General features: G+C 73.6%; 26 protein-coding genes, 2 tRNA genes and 1 pseudogene. 13 read left to right on the top strand and 16 right to left on the bottom strand.

Annotated elements, in window-relative coordinates; genetic code table 11:
• Positions 1–400 precede the first annotated feature (400 nt).
• The 3 genes and pseudogenes from ASG49_RS19620 to ASG49_RS14300 all read right to left on the bottom strand — a co-directional run.
• A pseudogene (locus tag ASG49_RS19620) lies at positions 401–868 on the bottom strand (hypothetical protein); the annotation flags it as partial.
• Positions 869–1469: 601 nt separating this feature from the next.
• Positions 1470–1754, bottom strand: coding sequence for a GNAT family N-acetyltransferase (locus ASG49_RS14305; protein ID WP_056542976.1), 285 nt, complete (start codon positions 1752–1754; stop codon positions 1470–1472).
• Positions 1754–2260 (bottom strand): VOC family protein, encoded by a 507-nt coding sequence (locus ASG49_RS14300; protein WP_056542975.1) that lies wholly within the window; start codon positions 2258–2260, stop codon positions 1754–1756. Before ASG49_RS14300 ends, ASG49_RS14305 begins: the two co-directional genes overlap by 1 nt.
• Positions 2261–2338: 78 nt before the next feature.
• Here ASG49_RS14300 and ASG49_RS14295 point away from each other — a divergent pair, with 78 nt between their 5' ends.
• The 5 genes from ASG49_RS14295 (at position 2339) to ASG49_RS14280 (ending at position 4248) form a co-directional block, all read left to right on the top strand.
• Positions 2339–2812 (top strand): MarR family winged helix-turn-helix transcriptional regulator, encoded by a 474-nt coding sequence (locus tag ASG49_RS14295; RefSeq protein ID WP_235562093.1) that lies wholly within the window; start codon positions 2339–2341, stop codon positions 2810–2812.
• 26 nt (positions 2813–2838) lie between these two features.
• The gene (locus tag ASG49_RS19395; protein ID WP_235562092.1) at positions 2839–2964 is read left to right on the top strand and encodes a DLW-39 family protein; all 126 of its coding nucleotides are present in this window, start codon (positions 2839–2841) and stop codon (positions 2962–2964) included.
• Positions 2965–2976: 12 nt separating this feature from the next.
• Positions 2977–3052 (top strand) — tRNA-Ala (locus ASG49_RS14290).
• A gap of 125 nt (positions 3053–3177) precedes the next feature.
• A complete protein-coding gene (locus tag ASG49_RS14285; RefSeq protein ID WP_056542971.1) occupies positions 3178–3744 on the top strand; it encodes a GAF domain-containing protein in 567 nt (188 codons plus the stop codon).
• 12 nt (positions 3745–3756) lie between these two features.
• Entirely contained in the window at positions 3757–4248 is a 492-nt protein-coding gene (locus tag ASG49_RS14280) for a GNAT family N-acetyltransferase (RefSeq protein WP_056542969.1), read from the top strand.
• On the opposite strand, the gene ASG49_RS14275 is transcribed toward ASG49_RS14280, so the two are convergent.
• Positions 4245–4823 (bottom strand): TMEM165/GDT1 family protein, encoded by a 579-nt coding sequence (locus tag ASG49_RS14275; protein WP_056542967.1) that lies wholly within the window; start codon positions 4821–4823, stop codon positions 4245–4247. The two genes, ASG49_RS14280 and ASG49_RS14275, sit on opposite strands and share 4 nt — an antisense overlap.
• A gap of 245 nt (positions 4824–5068) precedes the next feature.
• Here ASG49_RS14275 and ASG49_RS14270 point away from each other — a divergent pair, with 245 nt between their 5' ends.
• From ASG49_RS14270 to ASG49_RS14255, 4 genes are read left to right on the top strand one after another with little or no spacing between them, the layout of a single operon-like run.
• The gene (locus ASG49_RS14270; protein ID WP_235562105.1) at positions 5069–5830 is read left to right on the top strand and encodes an SURF1 family protein; all 762 of its coding nucleotides are present in this window, start codon (positions 5069–5071) and stop codon (positions 5828–5830) included.
• The gene (locus tag ASG49_RS14265) at positions 5827–6222 is read left to right on the top strand and encodes a DUF3817 domain-containing protein (RefSeq protein ID WP_056542964.1); all 396 of its coding nucleotides are present in this window, start codon (positions 5827–5829) and stop codon (positions 6220–6222) included. The genes ASG49_RS14270 and ASG49_RS14265 overlap by 4 nt, the downstream gene beginning before the upstream one ends.
• Complete coding sequence (locus tag ASG49_RS14260) at positions 6219–7052, top strand: patatin-like phospholipase family protein (protein ID WP_056542962.1); 834 nt, start codon at positions 6219–6221, stop codon at positions 7050–7052. The genes ASG49_RS14265 and ASG49_RS14260 overlap by 4 nt, the downstream gene beginning before the upstream one ends.
• Positions 7046–8059 carry a 1-acyl-sn-glycerol-3-phosphate acyltransferase gene (locus tag ASG49_RS14255; protein WP_235562091.1) on the top strand — a complete coding sequence of 338 codons (1014 nt, stop codon included), beginning with the start codon at positions 7046–7048 and terminating at the stop codon, positions 8057–8059. Before ASG49_RS14260 ends, ASG49_RS14255 begins: the two co-directional genes overlap by 7 nt.
• A 49-nt stretch (positions 8060–8108) precedes the next feature.
• On the opposite strand, the gene ASG49_RS14250 is transcribed toward ASG49_RS14255, so the two are convergent.
• Positions 8109–8759 carry a hypothetical protein gene (locus ASG49_RS14250; RefSeq protein WP_056542960.1) on the bottom strand — a complete coding sequence of 217 codons (651 nt, stop codon included), beginning with the start codon at positions 8757–8759 and terminating at the stop codon, positions 8109–8111.
• A 171-nt stretch (positions 8760–8930) separates the two neighbouring features.
• On the opposite strand from ASG49_RS14250, the gene ASG49_RS14245 reads away from it, so the two are divergent.
• Both ASG49_RS14245 and ASG49_RS14240 read left to right on the top strand, forming a co-directional pair.
• Positions 8931–9446, top strand: coding sequence for a peptidylprolyl isomerase (locus tag ASG49_RS14245; RefSeq protein WP_056542959.1), 516 nt, complete (start codon positions 8931–8933; stop codon positions 9444–9446).
• Positions 9443–10324, top strand: a complete 882-nt coding sequence (locus tag ASG49_RS14240) for a rhomboid family intramembrane serine protease (protein WP_056542957.1) — start codon at positions 9443–9445, stop codon at positions 10322–10324. Before ASG49_RS14245 ends, ASG49_RS14240 begins: the two co-directional genes overlap by 4 nt.
• 102 nt (positions 10325–10426) lie before the next feature.
• On the opposite strand, the gene ASG49_RS14235 is transcribed toward ASG49_RS14240, so the two are convergent.
• Positions 10427–10903, bottom strand: a complete 477-nt coding sequence (locus ASG49_RS14235; RefSeq protein ID WP_235562090.1) for a cell division protein CrgA — start codon at positions 10901–10903, stop codon at positions 10427–10429.
• An 88-nt stretch (positions 10904–10991) separates the two neighbouring features.
• Between ASG49_RS14235 and ASG49_RS14230 the strand changes: the two genes are divergently transcribed.
• Complete coding sequence (locus tag ASG49_RS14230; RefSeq protein WP_056542953.1) at positions 10992–11786, top strand: DUF881 domain-containing protein; 795 nt, start codon at positions 10992–10994, stop codon at positions 11784–11786.
• A gap of 4 nt (positions 11787–11790) precedes the next feature.
• Here the strand turns inward: ASG49_RS14230 and pknB are convergent, their stop codons facing one another.
• Genes pknB through ASG49_RS14195 form a run of 7 tightly spaced genes read right to left on the bottom strand, consistent with a single transcriptional unit; the run spans position 11791 to position 20569 of the window.
• Positions 11791–13536 carry a Stk1 family PASTA domain-containing Ser/Thr kinase gene (pknB, locus tag ASG49_RS14225; RefSeq protein ID WP_056542951.1) on the bottom strand — a complete coding sequence of 582 codons (1746 nt, stop codon included), beginning with the start codon at positions 13534–13536 and terminating at the stop codon, positions 11791–11793.
• A 6-nt stretch (positions 13537–13542) separates the two neighbouring features.
• On the bottom strand, positions 13543–15015 hold the full coding sequence (locus ASG49_RS14220; protein ID WP_056542949.1) for a serine/threonine-protein kinase: 1473 nt from the start codon (positions 15013–15015) through the stop codon (positions 13543–13545).
• On the bottom strand, positions 15012–16505 hold the full coding sequence (locus tag ASG49_RS14215) for a penicillin-binding protein 2 (RefSeq protein WP_056542947.1): 1494 nt from the start codon (positions 16503–16505) through the stop codon (positions 15012–15014). Before ASG49_RS14215 ends, ASG49_RS14220 begins: the two co-directional genes overlap by 4 nt.
• Positions 16502–17911, bottom strand: coding sequence for an FtsW/RodA/SpoVE family cell cycle protein (locus ASG49_RS14210; RefSeq protein ID WP_056542945.1), 1410 nt, complete (start codon positions 17909–17911; stop codon positions 16502–16504). Before ASG49_RS14210 ends, ASG49_RS14215 begins: the two co-directional genes overlap by 4 nt.
• Positions 17904–19343: a PP2C family serine/threonine-protein phosphatase gene (locus tag ASG49_RS19530; RefSeq protein WP_082534143.1), complete on the bottom strand. Its 1440-nt coding sequence runs from the start codon at positions 19341–19343 to the stop codon at positions 17904–17906. The genes ASG49_RS14210 and ASG49_RS19530 overlap by 8 nt, the downstream gene beginning before the upstream one ends.
• A 7-nt stretch (positions 19344–19350) precedes the next feature.
• A complete protein-coding gene (locus ASG49_RS14200; RefSeq protein WP_056542943.1) occupies positions 19351–19842 on the bottom strand; it encodes an FHA domain-containing protein in 492 nt (163 codons plus the stop codon).
• Between the two features lie 7 nt (positions 19843–19849).
• Positions 19850–20569, bottom strand: coding sequence for a DUF3662 and FHA domain-containing protein (locus ASG49_RS14195; protein ID WP_056542941.1), 720 nt, complete (start codon positions 20567–20569; stop codon positions 19850–19852).
• 119 nt (positions 20570–20688) lie between these two features.
• On the opposite strand from ASG49_RS14195, the gene ASG49_RS14190 reads away from it, so the two are divergent.
• Positions 20689–20772, top strand: a tRNA-Leu gene (locus ASG49_RS14190).
• Between the two features lie 80 nt (positions 20773–20852).
• Here ASG49_RS14190 and ASG49_RS14185 read toward each other — a convergent pair.
• The 3 genes from ASG49_RS14185 to ASG49_RS14175 form a co-directional block, all read right to left on the bottom strand.
• Positions 20853–21980, bottom strand: a complete 1128-nt coding sequence (locus ASG49_RS14185; protein ID WP_156384350.1) for a glycoside hydrolase family 6 protein — start codon at positions 21978–21980, stop codon at positions 20853–20855.
• Between the two features lie 91 nt (positions 21981–22071).
• Entirely contained in the window at positions 22072–23001 is a 930-nt protein-coding gene (locus ASG49_RS14180) for an oxidoreductase (protein WP_082534142.1), read from the bottom strand.
• Positions 22998–24188 carry an acyl-CoA dehydrogenase family protein gene (locus ASG49_RS14175; protein WP_056542938.1) on the bottom strand — a complete coding sequence of 397 codons (1191 nt, stop codon included), beginning with the start codon at positions 24186–24188 and terminating at the stop codon, positions 22998–23000. The genes ASG49_RS14180 and ASG49_RS14175 overlap by 4 nt, the downstream gene beginning before the upstream one ends.
• Positions 24189–24216 lie beyond the last annotated feature (28 nt).

Raw genomic sequence — 24216 nt, 5'->3', positions numbered from 1 at the left:
GGTGTTGGTACGGCTGGGCGTGGTCCAGGTCGGTGCTTCTGGTGGTGCTGGTGCCGTGGGGGAAGGTGTCGGCGGGTCGGATCAGGTGGACGCGTTCGGCGATCGCGGCGGGGATCTCGTAGGAGTCGGCGGCGATGTCCTCGGCGAGGTCGATCACGGGCTTCAGCGTGACGTGGTGGTGGCCGAGGAGGTCGATGAGCTGCGTCGTGGTCAGGGCCCCGAGCTGTTCGGCGCGGGCGACGCCGTGGCCGTGGAGGAGTCCGGGGGTGAGATGGAGGTAGGCCACCGCCCGGGGGCGGGTCATGGCGGGGGACGCGTCACGGACCGCGTCGGCGATGGGCTCGGGGAGGTCGTGGTGCTCGGCGCCGACGAGGAGCTTCAGGGCGGCCAGGGGGTTGGCGAGCAGGCCGAGGGCGTCGTCGCGGAGCTCCTCGAGGGTGGGTGGGGCGTCGCCGCTGGCTGGGGTCGCGGGGCGGTGTTCGGCCAGGAGGTGGGCAACCTGGTCCAGGCGGGTCCAGACCTGGGTGAGGGTGTGGGTGTCGCCGCGGGCGATCAGGGTCTGCAGGCCGGTGTCGGGGTCGGGTCGGCCGAGCCAGGCGCCGCGGCGTTGTCGGGTGGCGCCGGCCTTGGCCTCGGCCAGGGCGTGGTCGGCCTCGACGACGCGGGCGGCGAGGACGTCGAGGAGGCGTCCGGTGGGCAGGGTGGGGAGCAGGGGCGCGATGGCGTCGTCGACGTGCATAGCGGCGTCGGGGGCGAGGTCGCGGGTGGCGGTGGCGACCTTGCGGGCGACCCACAGCTCGACCTCCCCGGCCTGCAGGGTGTTCCAGGTCTGGGGGAGGCGGGCCTCGAGGTCGACGGCGTCGGCCATCAGGGCGCGTGCGGCGAGGGGGTGGACGCGCAGCACCACGGCGAGCTCGGCGTCGCAGCACGGTTCGACGACCAGCCCGGCCGCGCCCAGGGTGATCACCCCGAGCCGGGGGTCGCTCATCAGCGTCCTGGTGTCGGGGTCGTTGGGGTCGAGGGCGTGGGCGCGGGCCCAGTCCAGGGCGATGCGGCCGCGTTCGGCGTCGAGGAGCCGGTGGGCGCGGGTGTTGTGAGCGGCGAGGGTGAGGATGGCGGCGGTCCCGGGGGTGGGGGGTCGCGGCTGCCATCGCATGCCCTGAACCTATATCGAACGTGTGTTCGAACACCAGGGTCGATCTCGATCTGTGGATGCGCGGGAGCTCGATCGGTCGCCGCGACGGGCTCCTGCCCCAGCCGATCGAGCGTGCGGGGCCGCGTGGTCTCCCACCTGGTCCGACCACGGCCGTCCCCCCGGCGCGGTGCAGCCGCGTTCACCCGGCCGCGTTGGACAAGCCGAATCGGGCGCTCTCTCGGACTGGGTGCTCGGCCCGTGCCGTGGTCGACGGCATCGCCCACACCGGTCGGCTGATGACGTGGGCCGCGCCGGCTGGGCGCGGTGGTGCGGGTCAGCGGCGGGAGTCGAGGTCCTGGTAGTCCTCGTGGCGGTTGAGGAAGGCCTGGACGAAGGGACAGATGGGCAGGGCCTTGAGCCCCTCCGCGCGGACGTCGTCCAGGGCCGCGCGGACGAGCTGACCGCCGAGGCCCTCGCCCTCGTGGCCGTCGTCGATCTCGGTGTGGGTGAAGACGATCTCGTCGGGCGTGCGCTGGTAGGCCGCGAACCCGACCAGCTGGTCGTCGACGCGGATCTCCCAGCGGGACCCGTCCTCGTTGCGGGTGACGGTGGTGGCCATCAGAGCACCTGCTCGCCGTACATCTCGCCGAGCGGGTCCGCGATCAGCTCGATCCGGGCGCCATCGGGGTCGGTGAAGTAGACCGAGACGCCGCTGTGCACCTCGTGGGGCACGCCGGCCTCGGTGAGCCGCTCGACGAGCGCGCCCCAGGTGTCGGGGTCGACGGAGATGGCGCAGTGGTGCAGGCCGCCGAGCACCTCGGCGTAGGGGCCGACGTCGAGGCCGGGGAAGTCGAAGAACGCCAGCAGGTTGTCGTGACCGAGGTCGAAGAAGAAGTGCGAGGACCCGGGGTAGTCGCGGTTCTCGATCAGCTCGGTGAGCGGGAAGCCCAGCACGTCCTGGTAGAAGCGGATGGTCCGCTCCACGTCACTGCTCACCAGCGCGGTGTGGTGCAGGCCGCGGGCGGTGGACGCCGGCCGCTCGCCCGGGGGGCGCAGGTGGGTCTCGCGGAGCCGGGCGCGGCGCTCGGCGAGGTCGTCGGGGGACGGTGCGGGCGCCGAGGTCATGGTCGTCCTTCGGGTGGTGGGCGAGACGTCACGCTACACGATTAGTTGATGTGTCATCCACCGACGTACGATCCGCCGGTGTCCATCACCTCCGAGGCCCCGTGGCTGACCGGCGACCAGCAGCGGGTATGGCGCCGGTGGCTCGCCGTCCAGGCGGCCCTGCCCGCCGCGCTGCACCGCCAGCTGCAGCAGGACTCCGGGCTCTCGCTGCCCGACTTCGACGTGCTGGTGCAGCTCACCGACCAGGTCGACGGCCGGGTGCGAGTCTCGGTGCTCGCCGCGGAGCTGCAGTGGGAGCGCAGCCGTCTCTCCCACCACGTCAAGCGGATGGAGTCCCGCGGCCTGGTGCGCCGCGAGGAGTGCGACGACGACGGCCGCGGCTGGTTCGTGCAGCTCACCGACGCCGGCCGCGACGCCATCGTGGCCGCCGCCCCGGACCACGTGCGCGAGGTGCGCGAGCTGGTCTTCGAGGACCTCACCGTCGACGAGCTCGCGGTGCTCGACCGCGTCACCACCAAGGTGCTGGCGCGGGTCTCGGGTCGTCTAGGCTGACCCGGTCGTCCCAGGAGGTCACGGAAATGAAGAAGATCCTCGTGCTCGCGCTCACCGGCGCCGCAGCCCTGTTCGCCAAGCGCAAGCTCGACGACGGCAAGAACGAGCAGGACCTCTGGCGCGAGGCCACGGACCCGGTCCGCAAGGCCTGAGCCGCTCCACCGGGGGCCTTGGCGCAATTGGTAGCGCACCTGCTTTGCAAGCAGGGGGTTAGGGGTTCGAGTCCCCTAGGCTCCACCACCCCGTGCGGGTAGACCACCCGCTAGCCCACACGGCTCAGACCGAGACAGTTTGTCCGGTTTAGTGGCATTATCGACGCCTCCGGACCCGGACTTCCCGAGGTCCCCGACCCGTCGGGAGTCGCCGTGACCCACGTCCAGTCCCCGCCCCGCCCCGAGTCGGTGGCCGTCCCGCTGGCCACCTCGGTGCACCGCGACCTCGAGGTCGGGCGCTACGACCACGTGCAGCAGGGCGCACCCTGGCTCCGTGACCTGGCGCTCGAGGCGGCCCGGGTGGCCGAGGTCCCGATCGTGGCCATCAACCTGATGAAGTCCACGACGCAGCGCACCGTCGCGGCCGTCGGGGTCGAGGTCACCCTGCAGGCCCGTCAGCACACGCTGTGCCACGCGATCATCGACGAGGGCCGCACCGTCCACGTCGCCGACGCCTCGGCCGACCCGCGCTGGGCGGCGAACCCGTTCGTCGACGGGCGGTGGGGGCGGGTCCGCTTCTACGGCTCGCACCCGCTGGTCAGCCCCTCGGGCCTCGTCGTCGGGACGCTGTGCGTGCTCGACGACCACCCCCGCGAGCTCGCCCCCGCCCAGGTCGACGCGCTGGACGCGTTGGCCGCCCGGGTGGTCGCCGAGCTCGAGGAGAGCCGGCTGGCCGCCCTCAAGGCCGGCGTCCGGCGCTGGAGCCGCACCGTCGCCTAGGCTCGGCGGGCGATGACCGACCTGCCCGAGCCGCCCACCTGGACCGTCGTCCCCGCGGCCGACCTCGACGTCCGCACCCTGTACGACGTCCTGGTGCTGCGCGCCGAGGTGTTCGTCGTCGAGCAGGAGTGCGCCTACCTCGACCCCGACGGCCAGGACCTGGAGCCGGGCACCCGCCACCTGCTGGGCCACCTGGGGGGCGACCTGGTGGCCTACGCCCGGGTGCTGGCGCCCGACGCGTCGTACGACGCACCGCGGATCGGCCGGGTGATCGTGGCCGGCCGCGGCCGGGGTCGCCAGCTGGGCCGGGCGCTGGTGGAGCGGGCGCTGGAGGTGTGCGCCACCGAGCACCCGGGCCTGCCGGTCGAGCTGGGCGGCCAGGCCCACCTGGAGGCGTTCTACGCGAGCCTGGGGTTCGTGCCGGGCGAGCGCTACGTCGAGGACGGGATCCCCCACGTGTGGATGCGTCGCCCGGCTCCGGACCAGGCCGGCGACCGCGACTAGAACCAGCCCAGCCCCTCGGCGATCAGCACCAGCCCGAAGATCGCGAACAGGGCGGCGGCGCCGTACTTGATGACCCGCTCGGGCAGGTGCTTGCCGAGCACCGCGCCGACGACGATGGCGAGCGCGTCGGCCGCGACCATGCCGACGGTGCTGCCGATCCAGGTGCCGAGCCAGCCCTCCTGGGTGGCCAGGGTGATCGTGGCGAGCATGGTCTTGTCGCCGAGCTCGGCGAGGAAGAACGCGACGCCGACGGCGAGGATCGCCGCCCCGGTGGCGCTCTTGGCCTTGTTGGCCTCGGCCTCGGTGAGCTCGTCGCCGCGCAGCGTCCAGGCCGCGAAGGCGAGGAACGCGACGCCGGCGACGATCGCGATGGTGTCCTGGGACTCGGCGAACGCGTCGCCGACCCAGTAGCCGATGCCGACCGAGGCGAGGTGGACCAGGGCGGTGGCGGCGGTGATGCCGATGAGCACGTCGCGGACGCGGTAGCGCGTCGCGAAGGTCATCGCCATCAGCTGGGACTTGTCGCCCAGCTCGGCGACGAAGATCACCGCGGTGGACAGCAGGAAGGCGTACATCGGAGGGGTTCCTCTCGGCGCCCGGGACGAAGCGGGCCCTGGGGAGGCACGTCTCGACCAGGACGCGCATCTCTGGGGTGCGTCGGACTGGTCGAGAGTCTCGTCCGCCACCTCGCGGTGGCCCGCCGTACCGGATCCCCGTGGGGGGACCAGTGTGTCGACACGGCTGTTGGGGACTACTCCCTCTCGGCGGCCACGAGTCTAGGGCACCAGGCGCGGGAACGTAGCCTGGACCGGTGACCGAGATGCTCCGCCCCCGCCACTGGGGCGGGCACCTGCTGCTCGTCGTGGCCCTCGTGGCCACGACGTGGCTGGGGTTCTGGCAGCTCTCGGCGTGGCAGCACGGGCGCGAGGCCGAGGCCCGTGACCTCAGCTCGGCGGCGCCGGTCGCGCTCACCGACGCGATGGGGCCCGACGACCCCTTCCCCGGGCAGTACGTCGGCCAGCCGGTCGCGCTGCGCGGCACCTGGGTCCCCGCCAGCACCCTCTTCGTGGCCGACCGGCTGCGGGACGGGCAGCGGGGCGGGCAGCGCGGCTACTGGGTGGTGACGCCCGTGCTCGTGGACGGCGGCGACGGCAGCGCCCTGCCCGTCGTGCGCGGCTGGTCGCCCACCCCGGACGCGGCCCCGGTGCGCGGCGAGGTCGACCTGACCGGGTGGCTGCAGCCCTCGGAGGGCAGCGGCCTGCCCGACACCGACGCAGCGGACGACGTGATCCCCGAGATGCGGGTCGCGAGCATCACCCAGCGGGTCGAGGCCGACCTCTACAGCGGGTTCGTGGTCGCCCGGGACGCCTCCTCGGGCACCAGCGGCCTGGCCGCCGTCAGCCCGGAGAGCATCCCCGAGGTCTCGGCCGTCACGTCGCTGCGCAACCTGCTCTACGCCGTGCAGTGGTGGGTCTTCGGCGGCTTCGCGGTCTACGTCTGGTGGCGGTGGTGCCGGGACACCGTCGAGGCCCTGGAGCGGGAGCAGGAGGCCGAGGTCGAGCAGGTAGGTTCGCCGGTGTGACGACCAGCGCGAACCTGCGGTTCTACCAGGTGATGGCCACCATCGTCGGCGTGCTGCTGGTGGTGCTGGTGCTCGTCGGGGTGCCGCTCGCCAACTTCGACGGCACCGAGATGTGGGGGGTCTTCCCCAGCACGCCCGTGTGGACCACGGTCGGCAGCCGGCCGCACGCCATCGGCGAGTTCATCACCTCGGTGCTGGGCGTCGCCCACGGCTGGCTCTACATGATCTTCCTGGTCGCCGCCTTCCTGCTCTCCCGCAGGGCGCGCTGGCCGATCGGCTTCACCCTGGTGACGCTGCTGTGCGGCACCGTCCCGTTGCTGAGCTTCTGGGCTGAGCGTCGCGCCACCGCCCGCACGCTCGCGACCACCGAGGCCGCCCCGGTCCGCTCGTGAGCGGCGCGCCCCGGACCGCCTTCGTCCTCGGCGGCGGCGGGCTGCTGGGCGCGGTCGAGGTCGGCATGCTCCGGGCGCTGCTGGAGCGCGGCGTACGCCCCGACCTGGTGCTGGGCACCTCGGTCGGCGCCCTCAACGGCCTCGTCGTCGCGGCCGACCCCACCCCGACCGCGGTCGACCGGCTGCTCGAGCTGTGGCGCTCGGTCTCCGGCGAGGACCCGGTGTACGCCGACGGGCCGCTGCGCCAGGTCGGGCGGGCCGTGCGCACCGGCACCCACCTGCAGTCGGCGCTGCCGCTGCGCCGCCGGCTCGAGGCCGAGCTCGGGGACACCCGCTTCGAGGACCTCGCCGTGGAGTTCCGCTGCGTGGCCGCCTGCATCGAGCGCTCGGCCGAGCACTGGTTCGACTCCGGACCGGTCGTGCCCGCGGTCATGGCCAGCGCGGCCGTCCCCGGGCTGCTGCCCCCGGCCGAGGTCGACGGCGAGCACTTCCTCGACGGCGGCGTGGTCAACTCGGTGCCGCTCGGCAAGGCCGTGGAGCTGGGCGCGGAGCGGGTCTTCGTGCTCCAGGTGGGCCGGGTGGAGCGGCCACTGACGGTCCCGCGGCGGCCGTGGGAGGTGGCCCGGGTGTCCTTCGAGATCGCCCGGCGCCACCGGTTCGTTCGTGAGCTGGCCGAGCTGCCCGACCACGTCACCGCCCACGTGCTGCCCTCGGGCAGCACCGCGGCCGACGACTCCCCGCTGGCCTACCGCGACACCCGGCGGGTCGCGCGGCGGATCGAGGCGGCGTACGAGCAGAGCAGCGCCTACCTCGAGGAGCACGGGTGCTGACCCGCGTCGCGCAGCGGGTCGTGGTCGCCCCGGCCACGGTCGCGCTGACGGTCGCGATGTGGGTCGGCCTGCCGCTGTGGCTCGTGGCGGCCGGGCTGCTCTCGCCGTTCGCCCCCGGCTGGCTGCGGCCGGTCCGGCTGCTGTGGCTGCTGGTGGTGCACCTGACCCTGGAGAGCCTCGCGCTGGTGGAGCTGTTCGGGCTGTGGATCGCCTCGGGGTTCGGGCTGTGGCTGCGCCGGCCGTTCTTCGAGCGCATCCACTACGACATCGTCCAGGCCTACCTGTGGATCTTCTTCCACGAGGCACGGCGGGTGCTGCGGCTGCAGATCGAGACCGTCGGCCCGACCCCGGACGCCCACCCGGGGGAGCCACTGCTGGTGTTCTGCCGCCACGCGGGCCCGGGCGACTCGTTCACGCTGATGTACACCCTGATGCACTGGTACGGCCGCGAGCCGCGCGTCGTGCTCAAGGCGGCGCTCGCGTGGGACCCCGCGCTCGGGGTGCTGCTGCACCGGCTGCCGAGCCGGTTCGTCTCCGCCCCGCGCCCGGGTCAGGACCGGGAGACCGAGGTCGGTGAGCTCGCTCGCGGCCTCGACGAGAACGACGCGTTCGTGATCTTCCCCGAGGGTGGCAACTTCACCCCGGAGCGCCGGGAGCGCTCGATCGCCCGGCTGCACCGGCTGGGGCTGCACGGCATGGCACGGCGGGCCGAGGAGATGGTCCACGTGCTGGCACCCCGTCCGGGCGGCGTGCTGGCGGCGCTCGACGCGTCGCCGGGGACCGACGTGCTGCTGGTGGCGCACACGGGGCTCGACCACGTGGTCAGCGTCCGCGACGTGTGGCACGCGCTGCCCATGGACAAGCGGATCAGCATGGGCTGGTGGCGGATCCCGCGCGAGGAGATCCCCGAGGGGCGTGAGGAGCGCATCGAGTGGCTCTTCGACTGGTGGGACCGGGTCGACGACTGGGTGCAGGAGCACCGACCGGTCGACCTGCCCCGCCGCTGAGCGGACGGGGCAGGCCGGGACGTGCGGGTGGTGCGGGGTGGTGCGGAGCTCAGACCTTGGGGTCCGGGGTGTCGGTCACGTCGACCTGCTCGGCCGGGTCCTCCGGCGTGGTGACCGGGTGGGTCGCCGGTGCCGCGGGAGCGGCCGGGGCGGGCGACGGGGTGTAGGAGGACTGCCAGTTGTCGCTCTGGTCGCCGCCGGCGAGCTTCTTGCCCACGACGGCGCCGACGACGCCGAGCGCGACGACGAGCAGCACCTTCTTGCCCTTGCCGCCCTTCTTGACGTCCTCGCCCTTGAGCGCGGCGGTCGCCAGCACGCGGCGGCGGTCGGCCTCCGCGGCTGCCTGGTGGGCCTGGTCGCGCACGTCGTGGACGACCTGCTGCACGCCGAGGATCGTGCGGTCGCGCGCGGTCTCGACGTAGGGCGCCGCGTTGTCGCGTGCGTCGGCGAGGCGCGAGGCCCCGGCGTCACGGACGTCGGCCAGCCTGGGGGCGACCGCGTCGCGGGCGTCGGCCAGCTTGGGGGCGACGGCGTCACGGGCGTCGGCGAGGCGGGCGGCCCCGGCGTCGCGGACGTCGCTGAGGACGGGCTTGAGGTCCTCGCGCGCCTTCTCGACGCGGGGGACGATGGCCTCGGTCAGGTCGTGGGCCAGGCTCTGGGCCTGGTCGACGAGCTTGTCCTTGCGGCTCTTGCGAAACATGTGTGCGAGGTCCCTCTCTGCAGGTGTGGCCCACGCGCGTGGGCGCGGGCGTCAGCCCTGATCATGCCTGGGTGGTGGGGAGTTTTAAACCCGTGTCACGCGAGGGGAGATGGGTAGGTGCCGCGTGGGAGGATCGGTGCCGACTCACGCACCCGCCTCCGAAAGGCAGACATGTCCGACCTCAAGGCCACGCTCAAGACCAACCGTGGCGACATCGTCATCAACCTCTTCCCCGACCACGCGCCGGCCACGGTGGAGAACTTCACCGGCCTCGCCGAGGGGACCAAGGACTACCAGGACGACGCCGGCCGGTCCGGGGTGAAGTTCTACGACGGCCTCGGCTTCCACCGGGTCATCCCCAACTTCATGATCCAGGGCGGCTGCCCGCTCGGCACCGGCACCGGCGGCCCGGGCTACAAGTTCAAGGACGAGTTCCACCCCGAGCTGCAGTTCGACCGCCCCTACCTGCTCGCCATGGCCAACGCCGGCCCGGGCACCAACGGCTCGCAGTTCTTCGTCACCGTCACCCCGACGCCGCACCTGAACCGTCGCCACACCATCTTCGGTGAGGTCGCCGACCAGGAGAGCCGCGACGTCGTCGACGCGATCGCCACCACCCGCACCGGCGCCATGGACCGCCCGGTCGACGCCGTGGTCATCGAGTCGGTGGAGATCGAGCGCCCGTGACCCAGGGCGGCCCCGAGGCGCCGCCGACCTGCTACCGCCACCCGGACCGCGAGACCTGGATCCGGTGCCAGCGCTGTGACCGGCCGATCTGCCCGGACTGCATGCGCTCGGCGGCGGTGGGCTTCCAGTGCCCCGAGTGCGTGGCGGAGGGAGCCCGGTCGACGCGCCAGCTGCTCACGCCGTACGGCGGGAAGCGGGTCTCCGACCCCCGGCTGACCAGCTTCGTGCTGATCGGGCTCAACGTCCTGGTCTGGCTGGCCGTGCTGGCCACCGGCGGGCGCTCGAGCCGGCTGACCGACTACCTCGCCCTGCTGCCGCAGTCGGCGGTCAAGCGCTACGGCGACGGCTCGGTCGAGCTGGTCCGCGGCGTCTCCGACGGCGCGGTGTGGGAGCTGGTGACCTCGGCCTTCACCCACGTGCAGCCCCTGCACATCGCCTTCAACATGCTGGCGCTCTACTTCCTCGGGCCCACGTTGGAGAGCGTGCTCGGCCGGGCGCGCTACCTCGCGCTCTACCTGGTCTCGGCACTCTCGGGCTCGGCGGTGGTGATGCTGCTGTCGCCGGAGAACACCCAGACGCTGGGCGCCTCGGGCGCGATCTTCGGGCTGATGGGCGCGCTGGCGGTGGTGGCGCTGAAGGTGCGGGGCGAGGCCCAGCAGGTGCTGGTGTGGATCGCGATCAACCTGGTCATCACCTTCACCCTCCCGAGCATCTCCTGGGAGGGGCACCTCGGCGGCCTGGCCGCAGGCGCGGCGATCGGCGCGGCGATGGTCTACGCGCCCAAGCAGCGGCGCTCGCTGGTGCAGTGGGGCGCCGTCGCGGCGGTCGCCCTGCTGGCCGTGGTCGCCATCGCGATCCGGGCCCTGACGCTCGCCTGACCCTGCGCCGTCGAAGGACACGAGCGAATCACACCGGTGTAGTTGTCCACACCTGGGGAGAACCCTGTGGACAACTACACCGGTGTCATTCCGTCGTGGGGCTCACTCCCACTTGGTGGCGAAGGTGAAGCCGACGGCCATGAAGCCGATGCCGACGAGCAGGTTGTACTGGTCGAGGTCCTTCATCACCGGGATCGCGCCGTCCTGGCCGACGAAGTAGAACGTGACGATCCAGACCAGCCCGAGCAGGAAGCAGCCGAGCATGCCCACCACCACGCCGCGCGCGCGGCCGAGGGGGGTCGTGGGGTGCGCTGCGACGGTCAGGCCGAGGAAGACGGCCAGGAAGCCGATCAGAAAGTTGTAGCGCCCGAGGTCGGACATCCAGGGCAGCGGGTCCTTGGGTGCCTTGGCACCGGGGAAGTCGACGAACACGGCGGCGTCCTTGGCCACGTTGACGTAGACCGCGATCCAGGCGATGCCGGCGACGACGAGCAGCACGGCGAGGGCGGTGCGCACGACCGAGGTCTCGTAGCCACTACTGACCGTGACCTTCGGCTGACGCGCGGTTCGCTTGGACACGGGGCTCCTCGGTGGCATGGGGGGTGTGACCTGGTGGGCTAGCGTAGTCGGGCCACCCGCCGCGCCGATGTCCAGGACGGAGCTCCCCGTGCCCAGCCGTCACCGCCGCCGTCCCCGGGCCACCCCGGTGCCCCCGTGGCGCGCCGCCGCCGTGGGCGGCTTCGTGGTGGCAGGGGCGCTGTTCGTGACCAGCTCGCTCAACGCCGGGGGCCTGGACCTCCGCTCCTCGAGCGTCACCGACCTCGACACCGTGGTCCGCCAGGAGCGCGAGCGGACCGACCAGCTGCAGCAGCGGGTCGCCGACCTCACCGACGAGGTCGACACCCTGGGCCGGTCGGTGGGCGACGCCGAGGTCCGCGAGCTGCAGGCGCAGGTGCGCCAGCTGTCCGAGCCGGCCGGATTCGAGGCGGTCCGCGGGCCGGCCCTCACCGTCACCCTCGAGGACGCTCCCGCCGAGGTGATCGAGCAGGCCACCGAGCAGGGCGAGGTCGAGGCCGAGAACCTCGTGGTGCACCAGCAGGACATCCAGGCCGTCGTCAACGCCCTGTGGATCGGGGGCGCGGAGGCGATGACGCTCCAGGGCCAGCGGGTGGTCAGCACGACCGGCATCAAGTGCGTGGGCAACACGGTGGTGCTGCACGGGGTGCCCTACGCCCCGCCCTACGTCATCACCGCCGTGGGCGGCGTGACCGAGATGCGCCGGGCGCTCGACACCTCCGAGCGGATCGCGGACTACCGCGACTACGCCGTGGCCTACGACCTCGGCTTCGCGGTGCGCACCGACCCGGAGGTCACGCTGCCGGCGTACGACGGGGCCTCGGAGCTGCGCCACGCCACCGCCGTGCGCGACGCGCCCGACGACGAGACCCGCGGGCGACCCTAGGCCCCTAGGGCGTCGGCACCGGGGCCTCCGTCGGGCTCGGCTCCTCGGTCGGCGACGGTGACTCGGTCGGGGTCGGCGTCGGTGTCGGCGTCGGGCGCTCGAAGGCCGAGACCACGATGGTCACGGTGCTGCCCGCCGAGGCGTTCTGCCCCGCGGGCGGCGCCTGCTGCAGCACGGTGCCGCGCTCGGCCTCGGTCGTGGAGTCGGTGACCACCGAGACCTCGAACCCGGCCGCCTCGATGCGGCGGCGGGCGTCGGCCTCGCTGAGCCCGACCACCTCGGGCACCTGCTCGGGGCCGTCGGACCAGAACAGGGTGACCCGGGAGTCCTGGGCGACGTCGGTGCCGGCGGGGGGCTGCATCTCCACGACGCGGTCGGCGGGCTCGTCGGAGCCGCGCTCGCTCAGCACCACGCGCACCCCCTCCGCACGCAGCGCGTCGGCCGCCTCGTTCTTGTCGTCGCCCACGACGTCGGGCAGCGTGATCTGGGGCGGGCCGAGGGAGACCTCGAAGTCGACCGCGGAGCCGGCGTCGCGCTGGTCGCTGGCCTGGGGGTCCTGGGAGATGACGCGGCCGCGGACCACCTGCTCGCTCTCGGAGCGGGTCACCTCGCCGACCTCGAGGCCGGCCTGGGTGATGGTGCGCTCGGCCTGCTGCTGCGTCATGCCGGTCACGCTCGGCACCGGCACCTGCTCGGGGCCGGTGTCGGCGAGGCGGGGCAGCAGCAGCACGCCGGCCACGATGGCCGCGAGCAGCGCCAGCAGCCCGAGCACCAGGGGCCAGCGGCGCTTGCGCTCGGGCTCCTCGTCGTCGTCCTGCTGGCGGGTGGTGACGCGGGTGGCCGGACCGGCCGTGGGGAGGTACGTCGTCGCGGCGGCCGCCACCGCCGGCGCCTCGACGGGCTGGCCGGCGAGGTAGCGGTCGATGTCGTCCTTCATCGCGGCCGCGCTGGGGTAGCGCTCGTCGAGGTCCTTGGCCAGCGCCTTCATCACGATGGCGTCGATCTCGGGCGTGAGGTCCTCGTCGAGCGCCGACGGCGGCTGGGCCTGCTCGCGGACGTGCTGGTAGGCCACCGAGACCGGGCTGTCGCCCACGAAGGGGGGTCGACCGGTCAGCAGCTCGTAGAGCAGGCAGCCGGTGGAGTAGACGTCGGAGCGGGAGTCCACGCTCTCGCCGCGGGCCTGCTCGGGGGAGAGGTACTGGGCGGTGCCCACGACGGCGGCGGTCTGCGTCATCGTCGAGGAGGCGTCGCTGACGGCCCGGGCGATGCCGAAGTCCATCACCTTGACGTTGCCGGCCGGGGTCAGCATCACGTTGCCGGGCTTGATGTCGCGGTGGATGATGCCGGCGCGGTGGCTGTAGTCGAGCGCGCGGAGCACGCCGGAGGTGATCTCCAGGGCCCGCTCGGGCAGGATCTTGCGGCCGTCGCGCACCACGTCGCGCAGGGTGCGTCCGGCGACGTACTCCATGACGATGTAGGGCTGGGCGACGTTGCTGCCGTCGGTGGCCATCTCCTCGCCGGTGTCGTAGACCGACACGATCGAGGGGTCGTTGAGCGAGGCCGCCGACTGCGCCTCGCGCCGGAACCGGGCCTGGAAGGTGGAGTCGCTGGCCAGGTCGGTGCGCAGCCGCTTGATCGCGACCGTGCGGCCCAGGCGCACGTCGGTGCCCTTGCGGACCTCGGCCATGCCGCCCCGGCCGAGGAGCTCCCCGACCTCGTAGCGGCCACCGATGCGGTGCGGTTGCGTCATCCGGGCTCAGTCCCCCTTCTTGTCGGGCTTCGCCTTGTCGTCGGGCTTGCCCGGTGCCCCGTCGCTGCTGCTGTTGCCGCTGCCGCTGTTGCCGGGGTCGACCGGCTCCTCGGTGGCGGTCTCCGACGGCGTCGGGGTGGGGCTGGGCGCGGGCGCGGCGCCGAGGACGTCGAGGGTGATGCTCTCGCCCTCCTCGACGTCGCCGGTCGGCGAGAGGGAGGTGACGTCGCCCTCGTCGCCCTGGTCGCCGCTGCCGTCGTTGGTCACCGGGCGCGTCGTGGTCTCCAGGCCGAGGTCGGCCAGCGCCGCCTCGACCTCGCCGACCGGGCGGCCGACGTAGTCGTCGGGGTCGAGCTCGATCGTGGTCGGCTCCTCGGCGGTCTCGCTGGGCGTCGCCGACGGCGACGGGGTCGGCGTCGGCTCGCTCGCGGCGGTCGTGCCGGGGTCATCGGCCCAGGGGCGGGTGAGGAGCAGCACGACCAGCAGCAGCGCGAGCAGCCCCGCCACGGCGTACGCCGCCCAGGGGGTGCCGCGTCGGTCGCGATCCCGGTCCCGGTCGCGCCCGGGCGGGACGGCCGCGGCGGCGGGCGCGACCCGGGTCGGGCGCGTCGCGGGACCGGCGGGGGCGACCGCGGTCATCACCCGGGTGGGCTCGGGGCCGGCGGGCACGCCACCGTGGGCGGCCTCCCGCAGCGCCCGCGCGATCTCGCCACCGTCGGCGTAGCGCTCGGCGGGGTCCTTGGCCAGGGCGCGGTAGGTGACCGCGGCGAGTCCGGCCGGCACCCCCGCCGGCAGCTCGGGCACGTCGTCGCGCAGGTGAGCCATGGCCAGGCCGACCGCGGTGTCGGCCCGGAAGGGCCGACTGCCGGCCAGGCACTCGAAGAGCACCACGCCGAGGGCGTAGACGTCGCTGGCCGCGGTCGCCGGCCTGCCGGAGGCCTGCTCGGGGGAGAGGTAGTGGGGGGTGCCGATGATCTCGCCGGTGCGGGTGATCGCCGCGTCGCCCGTGGCGCGGGCGATGCCGAAGTCGGTGATCTTGACCCGGCCCTGCGGCGTGACCAGGAGGTTGGCGGGCTTGACGTCGCGGTGCACCACGCCCGCGGCGTGGGCCACCGACAGCGCCTCGGCGACCTGGAGCGCCAGCTCGCGCACCCGCTCGGGGTCGAGCGCGCGCCCCCCGGAGAGGAGCTCGGAGAGCGGCTTGCCGTCGACCAGCTCCATCACGAGGTACGGCGAGCCGTCGGCCCCCTCGGTCGCGAAGTCGAAGACCGAGGCGATGCCGGGGTGGTGCAGCGCGGCGGCGTTGCGGGCTTCGGTGGAGAAGCGGGAGCGGAAGCCGGGGTCCGCGGCGTACTCGGCCTTGAGGACCTTCAGCGCCACGTCGCGACCCAGCAGGGTGTCGTGGGCGGCCCACACCTCGCCCATGCCGCCGGTGGCGATCCGGTGGCGTCGCTCGTAGCGCTCGGCCTGCTCGCTCACCGGCCGACCACCGCCTCCATCACCGCGCGCGCCACGGGGGCGGCCAGGCCGGAGCCGGAGATCTCGTTGCGCTCCACGCCGGCGTCCTGCACCAGCACGGCGACGGCGACCGACGGGGTCTGGGCCGGGGCGAGCGAGACGAACCAGGCGTACGGCGGCCGGTCGGGCGCGCTCTGGGCGGTGCCGGTCTTGCCGCCGACCTCGACGCCGGGGATCGCGGCGGTGCGGGCGGTGCCGTTCTCCACCACCGAGACCATCATCTGGCGCAGGTCGCGGGCCGACGCCGCGTCCATCGCGGGCTGGTCGGGCATCTCCTCCGGCTCGGTGCGCTCGATGGTCTCCAGCTTGGGCGAGAGGGTCTCGTCGACGAGGTAGGGCCGCATCACGGTGCCGTCGTTGGCGATCCCGGCCGCGACCATCGCCATCTGCAGCGGGGTGGCCGCGACGTCGTACTGACCGATGGCCGAGAGCGCGGTCTGCGGGTCGTCGGGGTCCTCGGGGAAGCGGCTGACCGCCTGGCGGGTGAGCGCGTCGTCGAGGTCGGAGAAGGTGCGGGTGCCGAAGCCGAACTTCTCGGCCTGCTCGCGCAGGGCGTCCGCGCCGAGGTCGAGGCCGACCGAGCCGAAGGAGACGTTGCAGGAGACCTCGAGGGCGCGGGTCAGCGTGATCTCCTCGCCCCCGCAGGAGCCGCCACCGTCGTTGATCAGGTCGGTGCTGGTCTGGGGCAGGTCGAGCCGGGCGCCGCCGGGCACCGAGCTCTCCGGGTCGTAGTCGCCGGACTCCAGCGCCGCAGCCGCCGTGACCAGCTTGAAGGTCGAGCCGGGGGGCAGCACGCCCTCGATCGCCTTGTTGTTCAGCGGCGAGGCGCCACCGCCCTCGAGCAGCCGGGTCTTGTACGCGCCCGCCGCGCTGAAGTCGTGGGTCGCGAGGCGGTTGGGGTCGAAGGTCGGGTTGGAGACCATCGCGAGGATCTTGCCGGTGCTGGGCTCGATCGCCACCACGGAGCCCTGTACGTCGTCGCCGAGCGCCTGCAGCCCGTCGTACGCCGCCTGCTGGGCCTGCGGGTCGATGGTGAGGCTGACGCTGCCGCCCTTGGGGTCCTCGTTGTCGGCGAGGTCGACCACCCGGTTGACGAAGAGGGCGGAGTCGCTGCCCGACAGGATCGAGTTGCGCGTCGCCTCGACGCCGCCGAGGCCGTTGTCGCGGGTGAAGTAGCCGGTGAGGTGGGCGTACTGCAGGGCGCGGGGGTAGGTGCGCTGGAACTCGTAGGCGTCGTCGGAGGGGTTGCTCTCGGCGACGGCCCGGCCGCGGACCAGGATCGAGCCGCGCTCGCGGGCGAACTCGGCGTCGCGCACCCGGATGTTGTCGGGGTGCTCGGACAGCGAGGTCAGGTCGTCGGCCTGCCAGTACTGCACGTAGGTGGCGTTGAGCAGCAGCGCCGCGAAGAGCAGCAGGCAGCCCACGGACATCGCGCGGATGGGGCGGTTCACCGCAGGTTCACCACCTGGGTCGCGTCGGAGTCGAGCTCGTCGTCGCCGGCCACCAGCTCGGGCGGGGGACGACGGGCCTGGTCGGAGATGCGCAGCAGCAGCGCCACGATCGCCCAGTTGGCGACCAGGCTGGAGCCGCCCTGGGACAGGAACGGCGTGGTCAGGCCGGTCAGCGGGATCAGCCGGGTCACCCCGCCGATCACGACGAAGACCTGGAGCGCGAAGACCACGCCGAGGCCGGTGGCCATCAGCTTGCCGAAGTTGTCGCGGCAGATCAGGGCGGTGCGCAGCGCGCGCTCCACCAAGATGCCGTAGAGCAGGATGATCGCCATCACGCCGGTCAGCCCGAGCTCCTCGCCCATCGAGGCGATGATGAAGTCCGAGAAGCCCAGCGGCGTGATCTGCGGCTGGCCCTGGCCGAGCCCGCGGCCCACGAGGCCGCCCCAGCCCATGCCGTAGAGGCCCTGCACCAGCTGGTAGGCGTTGACGTCGGGGTCGAAGGGGTCCAGCCAGGCCGCGACGCGGGTCTGCACGTGGCCCAGCGACAGGTAGCCGAGGTAGGCGCCGACCGCGAACATCGAGCCGCCGACCACCAGCCAGCCCGGTCGCTCGGTGGCGACGTAGAGCATCACCAGGAACAGGCCGAAGAAGAGCAGCGAGGAGCCGAGGTCGCGCTGGAAGACCAGGATGCCCAGCGAGACCAGCCACATGCCGAGGATCGGGCCGAGGTCGCGGCCGCGCGGCAGGTCGACGAAGAGCAGCCGGCGCCCGGCCAGCGCGAGCGCGTCGCGGTGCAGCACGAGGTAGCCGGCGAACGCCACGACCAGCAGCACCTTGGCCACCTCACCGGGCTGGAAGCTCAGCGGGCCGATGCCGATCCAGATGCGCGAACCGTTGATGGTGCGGCCCAGGCCCGGCACCAGCGGGAGCAGCAGCAGCACGATCGCGGCCAGCCCGGCGGTGTAGGTGAAGGCCTGCAGCCGGCGGTGGTCGCGCAGCACGACGAGCACGGTGGCGAACAGGATCGCGCCGAGCGTCATCCAGATCAGCTGGGTGGAGGCGAAGGCGGCAGCGTCCGGGTTGCGGGCCTGCCGGCCGAGGTCGATGCGGTGGATCATCGCCAGGCCGAGCCCGTTGAGGGCCCCGACGATCGGCAGCAGCACCGGGTCGGCGTACGCCGCGAACCGGCGCAGCACGACGTGGCAGCCCAGCAGCAGCACCGTCAGCCACAGCCCGTGGGTCAGCAGGTCGACGGGCAGCGTGCCGTCGACGCCGAGCCCCACCGCGGCGTACGCCCCGACGCCGACGACCAGGCTGAGCAGGAGCAGCACCAGCTCGGCACCGCGGCGGCGGCGGTGCACGAAGCCGGAGCCGCGGGACGCGGTGGAGGGGCCGGGGCTACTCATCGGCCTCGGTGCACAGCGCCGGGGTGGTGGCGCCGGCCGACGGGCTCGCCGAGGCGCTGGTCGAGGGCGTGCGCGACGGGCTGGGGCGGGCCGACGGGCGCGGTGACGCGGTCCCGCTCGGGCTCGCCGACGGGCTGGGGCTGGGCGCGGGGTCGGGGCAGGTGACCCGGCGCTCGAGCCGCTGCACGATGTCGCGGGCGTCGGCCAGGCTGCTCGCGCTGATCCCCTCGCTGACCTCGCGGGCGTAGGCGTCGGGCAGGTCGTCCAGGCGCAGCTCGCTGGGCTCCTGGACCCGGTGCGTGGACAGCCCGGGGACGTCGGCCTCGATGCCGCGGTAGATCGCGACGGTCTGGGCGTCCTCGCCGACGTAGTACTGGTCCTGGGTCCAGCGGTAGGCCGCGACCGCGATCAGCGCCAGGGCGAGCAGGAGCACCAGCCCGAGGACGGCACGGCGGGCCCAGGCGAACCGCTTGGGCGGACGCGGGGCGTAGCGGGCCTCCTCGGGATCGAGGTCGTCGTCGTGGTGCCCGGCGGACCGGTCCGACCCGCGGCGCGCCTCGACGGCCATCGGCGCGGTGTCGCCGACCGGCTCCAGCTCGCCGGTGTCGCGGGCGCCGGGGACCGGGCCGCCGGGGCCGCGGCTGCGGGCCCCCTCGGCCGCGGCGCCTACCAGCATCGGGCCGGTGGTGGCCGCCGCGTGGGTCTCGGGGTCGTCGACCGCGTCGTCCTCGACGAGGTCGGCCACGACGACGGTGACGTTGTCGGAGCTGCCGGCGTCCAGCGAGCGGTCGACGAGGGAGTACGCCGCGCTGTCGGGCGTGCCCTCGGCCAGGAGGCGGCTCAGCTGCTCGTCGGTGAGCACCCCCGACGCCCCGTCGGAGCACAGCAGGATGCGGTCGCCGGGGGCGACCTCGAGGGTGAAGACGTCGGGCTCGGGCTCGTGGACGCCGTCGACCGCCCGCAGGATCAGGTTACGGTGCGGGTGGACGCGCGCCTCGTCCTCGGTGATGCGGCCCTCGTCGACCAGGCTCTGCACGAAGGTGTGGTCGGTGGTCAGCTGCGCCAGGGTGCCGTCGCGGAGCAGGTAGCCGCGGCTGTCGCCGACGTGGCCGACCGCGATCCGGTCGCCGTCGAGGACCAGCGCGGTCACGGTGGTGCTGGTGCCCTCCAGCGACGGGTCGGCGGCCACCAGCTCGGCGATCCGGTCGTGGCTGAGGTGGATGGCACCGGCCAGCGCCCCGAGGACGTCGTCGCCCGGCGGGGTGTCGAGGCGGCGCAGCACCTCGACGGTCTCGGCGCTGGCCACGTCGCCGCGCGCCGAGCCGCCCACCCCGTCGGCCACGACGAGCAGGTGGGGGCCGGCGTACCCGGAGTCCTGGTTGTCCTTGCGCACCCTCCCGACGTCGGAGAACGCGGCGTAGCGCAGCCTCATCGACGACTCACTTGCGCAGCTCCAGCACGGTCTTGCCGATGCGGACCCGGGTGCCGAGCTGGATCGCGGTGGGCTGGGTGATGCGGCTGGTGCCGACGTAGGTGCCGTTGGTCGAGCCGAGGTCCTCGACGTACCACTGCTCGCCGGAGCTGGCGATGCGTGCGTGACGGGTCGAGGCGTAGTCGTCGTCGAGCCGGATGGCGGCGTCGTTGCCCCGGCCGATCAGCAGCGGGGCGTCCTGGAGCGACACGGTCTCGCCCTGGTTGCCGCCCTCGACGATGACGACCTGGGTCGGGGCCCCGCGCCGCGGCTTGGCCGGCTTGGACCGGGCCCGCTTCTCGCCGCGGTCCGGACGCTGCCGGCCGCCGCCACGCGCGCCCTCGCGGGCGACCCGGGCCCCGAACATGTCGGAGCGGATCACCGAGATGCACGAGAGCACCAGGATCCACAGGATCGCGAGGTAGGCGAAGCGGATCAGGACGAGAGTCAGCTCGGACAACTAGGGCTCATCCTTGTCGCAGCCGCAGGGACATGGTCGTGGTGCCGATCCTGATGGTGGCACCGTCGGTGAGCCTCGCCTGCTCGACGCGCTTGCCGTTGACCGACACTCCGTTGGTGCTGCCCAGGTCGATGACCGAGACGCGCGGCTCGCCGTCGGGCTCCTGCGGCGCCTCCACCCGGATCTCGGCGTGGCGCCGCGAGACGCCCGGGTCGTCGATGCGCAGGTCGGCGTCGTTGCCCCGGCCCAGCACCAGCCCGGGCGGGGACAGCGGCACCGCCTCGCCGTTGAGCACCAGCGCGGCCGTGGCGCGGCGCACGGCGGTGGGGGTGGGGTCGCCGCCGGCCAGCCGGGAGCTGGAGTGGGAGGCGCTGCGGACCCGGAACCGGCCCGTGGTGAGGTCGTCGGCCTGCTCCAGGGTGATCGAGACCGGGCCGGTGAAGACGTAGGACTGGTCGGCCGCGTGCTCGCGCAGCATCTCGGTCAGCTCGCGGGTCAGCTGCGGGCCGAGCGCGTCGAGCCGCTCGTGGTCGGTGTCGGCCAGCTCGACGTGGAAGTCGTTGGGCACCAGGCGGCGGTCGCGGCTGAGGATCTGGGCGGAGTTGTCGACCTCGCGCGCGAGCGCGGAGGCGATCTCGACCGGCTGCACCGCGCTGCGGAAGGTGCGGGCGAAGACGCCGGAGACCAGCTGCTCGAGCTTGTTCTCGAAGCGCTGCAACGCACTCATGCCGACTCCTCTCCACCATGCTCGGGACGCGGAATGGTGATCGTAGCGGTCGGGGTGGGCCCGCCCGGGGCCGGTTTGGGCGGCGGGCCGGGCGTGGGATAACCTGACGCCTGCTTCACGCGCGAGTGGCGGAATAGGCAGACGCGCACGGTTCAGGTCCGTGTGCCCGAAAGGGCGTGGGGGTTCAACTCCCCCCTCGCGCACCGTCTGCAGCACCAGCAGAGCCCCCGACCGGGTCACCGGTCGGGGGCTCCACTGTTTCCAGGGGGTCGGGGGTGCGGCCTCAGTGCCAGGGCGAGGTGCGCACGAGCTGGAGCGCGCGGCTCTTCACGAACGGGTCGGCCTGCATGTAGAGCCAGGGCCGGCCGAACCAGAGGAAGCCGTCGACGAGCCTGCCGGCCGAGGCGCGGTTGGTCGCGGACAGCCCCCACCTGGCGTTGGTGACGTCGACGGTCGGGGGGATGCCGAGCGTGACGCAGCGGGTGTCGGTGCGTGAGCGGCAGACCGGGGAGTTGTCGAAGTTGCTGCTGCGCCGCTGCTTCCAGGTGAAGGGCTTGCCGTTCTTGGCGGTGTCGACCACGAAGTGCTTGCCCGGGATGCCGCGGCGGGCCAGCTCCTCGACCATGGCGGCGCCGTAGGCGATGTCGCTGCCCACCGAGGTGTAGTGCGTGGAGTTGAGCGCGAAGCCGCGGGTGTGGGCGATGCCGGCCGGGACGAGGAAGTCCACCGCCGCGGCGGGGTCGTCCTCGGGCCAGTCCGAGGCACCGCCGTCGATGTAGACCGCGGTGTTCGGGAGCGCCGAGAACTTCCTGGCGGAGTAGGCGATCAGCCGCGAGGGGACGAGCGACCGTCCCGGGACGCACTGCGCGAAGGGGCCGTCGGGCTGCAGCACCAGCGCGACGTGGGCGTCGCCGACGGCGGCGGCGAACCGGTCGACCCACTGCTTGTACGACGCCTGCTCGGCCGCGGTGGGCAGCCGCCGGCACGCCTCGTGCTCCCACGGCGTCATCCGGAACACCGTCATCTGCACCAGCACCTCGGGGTCGCCGCCGGTGGCGTTGGCGATGTAGGCGTCGACGGTGCGGCCGATGTCGGAGCTGGGGATCCACGCCCCGAACCACTTGGCTTTCGGGCGCAGCGCGATCTTGCCGAGCAGCGCCTTCTCGGTGCCCGTCGCCTTGACGTACGGCGCCCAGGACTGGTCGCCGTTGCCCTTGTAGACACCCCACCGGCGGCCCGCCAACGGGTTCGTCGCACCGTCGGCGGCGGTCAGCGCGGCGGCGCCGGCGGTGGGTCGGGCCTCGGCGCCCGCGATCGGCGGGGCGACGAGCGAGCCCAGCAGGGCCAGGGCGGCCGTCGCCGCGACGGCGGCCCAGCGGGCGGCGCGGGGGGAGCGTCCACGAGAGGTCATGCGCTCCAGCGTGCGCCGCGCGGGACGCCGGTGCACGGTTTTCGCACCATTCGCCCGGGCTGCCGGGACCTCGACGGCCCCGGCAGCGGGCTCAGCCGAGCTCGGGCGAGACCCCGGTCAGCTCGACCGAGACGTCCCACAGCCGGGCGGCCAGCGCCTCGTCGCGGGCCCACCGGCTCTGCTTGGCCTCGCCCAGCCGACCGCGGCTCTCCATCAGCCCGGTGGGACCGGTGTAGGAGCCGGGAGCGGCGTACGTCGCCGCCCACAGCGTCGGGTTGGCGCCGGCCTTCGAGGACTGCACGACCAGCGGCATCACGAGCGGGGCGAGCTGCTTGACGCCGGGCAGCGAGCCGAGCCCGTCGGGGCTGGTCACCAGGCCGGTGTTGGAGACGCCGGGGTGGCAGGCGGTGACGGTGAGCCGGCTGCCCGCCGCGGTGGCGCGACGCTGCAGCTCGTGGGCGAAGAGCAGGTTGGCCAGCTTGGAGTTGCCGTAGGCCTTGTTGGAGCTGTACGTCGCCCGCGGGTTGCCCTCGAGCACGGAGTCGTCGCCGCGGTGGTGGGCGATCGAGGACACCGCGACCACGCGCGGGGCGTCGGCCTCGAGCAGCCGCGGCAGCAGCCGGCCGGTCAGCGCGAAATGACCGAGGTGGTTGGTGCCGAACTGCAGCTCGTGGCCGTCGGCGGTCTCGCGGTAGCGCGGCGGCGTCATCACGCCGGCGTTGGCCACGAGCAGGTCGAGCGGGCCCTGCCAGGCGTCGGCGAACGCCTCGACCGAGGCCTGCGACGCGAGGTCGAGCTCGGCCACGGCGGTGTCGCCGGTGACCCGGCCCTGCGCCTCGCGGGCGGAGTCGAGGTTGCGGCAGGCCAGCGTGACGTGGGCGCCGTGGGCGGCGTACGCCTTCGCGGCGTGGAACCCGATGCCGGAGTTGGCGCCGGTCACCACGACCCGCCTGCCGGTCAGGTCGGGCAGGTCGTCGGGGCCGAACCGGGCGAGGTCGGGCGTGCGGGTGGGGGTGCTCATGCGGTGCCTCTCGGAGGGGTGGGGTCGGTCAGCAGCGCACCGGTGCCGCCCTGCGCGAGCGACCGGGCGATGACCATGCGCTGGATCTGGTTGGTGCCCTCGAAGATCTGGGTCACCTTGGCCTCGCGCATGAAGCGCTCGACCGGGAAGTCGCGGGTGTAGCCGTAGCCACCGAGCACCTGCACCGCGTCGGTGGTCACCTTCATCGCGGCGTCCGTGGCGACGAGCTTGGCCACCGAGGCCTCGCGCGAGAAGGGCAGGCCCCGGTCCTTGAGCCGCGCCGCGTGGAGGTAGGTCGCCCGGCTGCTCGCCACCGCGGCCTCCATGTCGGCCAGCAGGAAGCCGAGACCCTGGAAGTCGATGATCCGCCGGCCGAACTGCTGGCGCTCCTTCGCGTAGGCCACGGCGTGGTCGAGCGCCCCCTGGGCCAGCCCGACCGCCACCGCGGCGATGCCGAGCCGGCCGGCGTCGAGCCCGGACAGCGCGATCCTGAGCCCGTCGCCCTCGGCCCCGAGCAGCCGGTCCGCCGGCACCCGGGCGCCCTCGAAGCGCATCGTGGCGGTGGCCGAGCCGGTCAGGCCCATCTTCTTCTCCGGCGGGTCGGCCTCGAGGCCCGCGGTGTCGGCAGGCACCAGGAAGCACGAGATGCCGTTGCGCTCGTCCGAGGTGCGGGCCATCAGCTTGTAGAAGTCGGCCTGGCCGCCGTGGGTGGTCCACGCCTTGGCGCCGTCGACCACGTAGTCGTCGCCCTCGCGCCGGGCGCGGGTGCGCATCGCGCTCGGGTCGGAGCCGGCGTGGGCCTCGGAGAGGCAGTAGGCGCCGAGCAGCTCGCCGCCGAGCATGTCGGGCAGCCAGCGCTGCTGCTGCTCCTCGGTGCCGGCCGTGGCGAGGCCGAAGCACGACAGCGCGTGGACGCTGACGCCCACGCCGACGCTCGCCCAGACGCTCGCGATCTCCTCGACGACCTGCAGGTAGACCTCGTAGGGCTGGCCGCCGCCGCCCAGCTCCTCGTCGTACGGCAGCCCGAGCAGGCCGGCTCGCCCGAGGGTGCGGAACACCTCGCGCGGGAAGGTCTCGGTCGCCTCCGCCTCGGCCACCCGGGGCAGCAGCTCGCCCTCGCACAGGTCGCGGGTCAGACCGAGGAGCGCGGTGGCCTCCTCGGTGGGGAGCACGCGGGTCGCCGGCATGACACCGAACCTAGCCCGGGAATCCAGC

The sequence above is a fragment of the Marmoricola sp. Leaf446 genome (assembly GCF_001424755.1).
Classification (GTDB): Bacteria; Actinomycetota; Actinomycetes; order Propionibacteriales; family Nocardioidaceae; genus Marmoricola.
The sequence above is the reverse complement of the archived record's forward strand: the minus strand, read 5'-3'. Positions and strand labels throughout refer to the sequence as shown.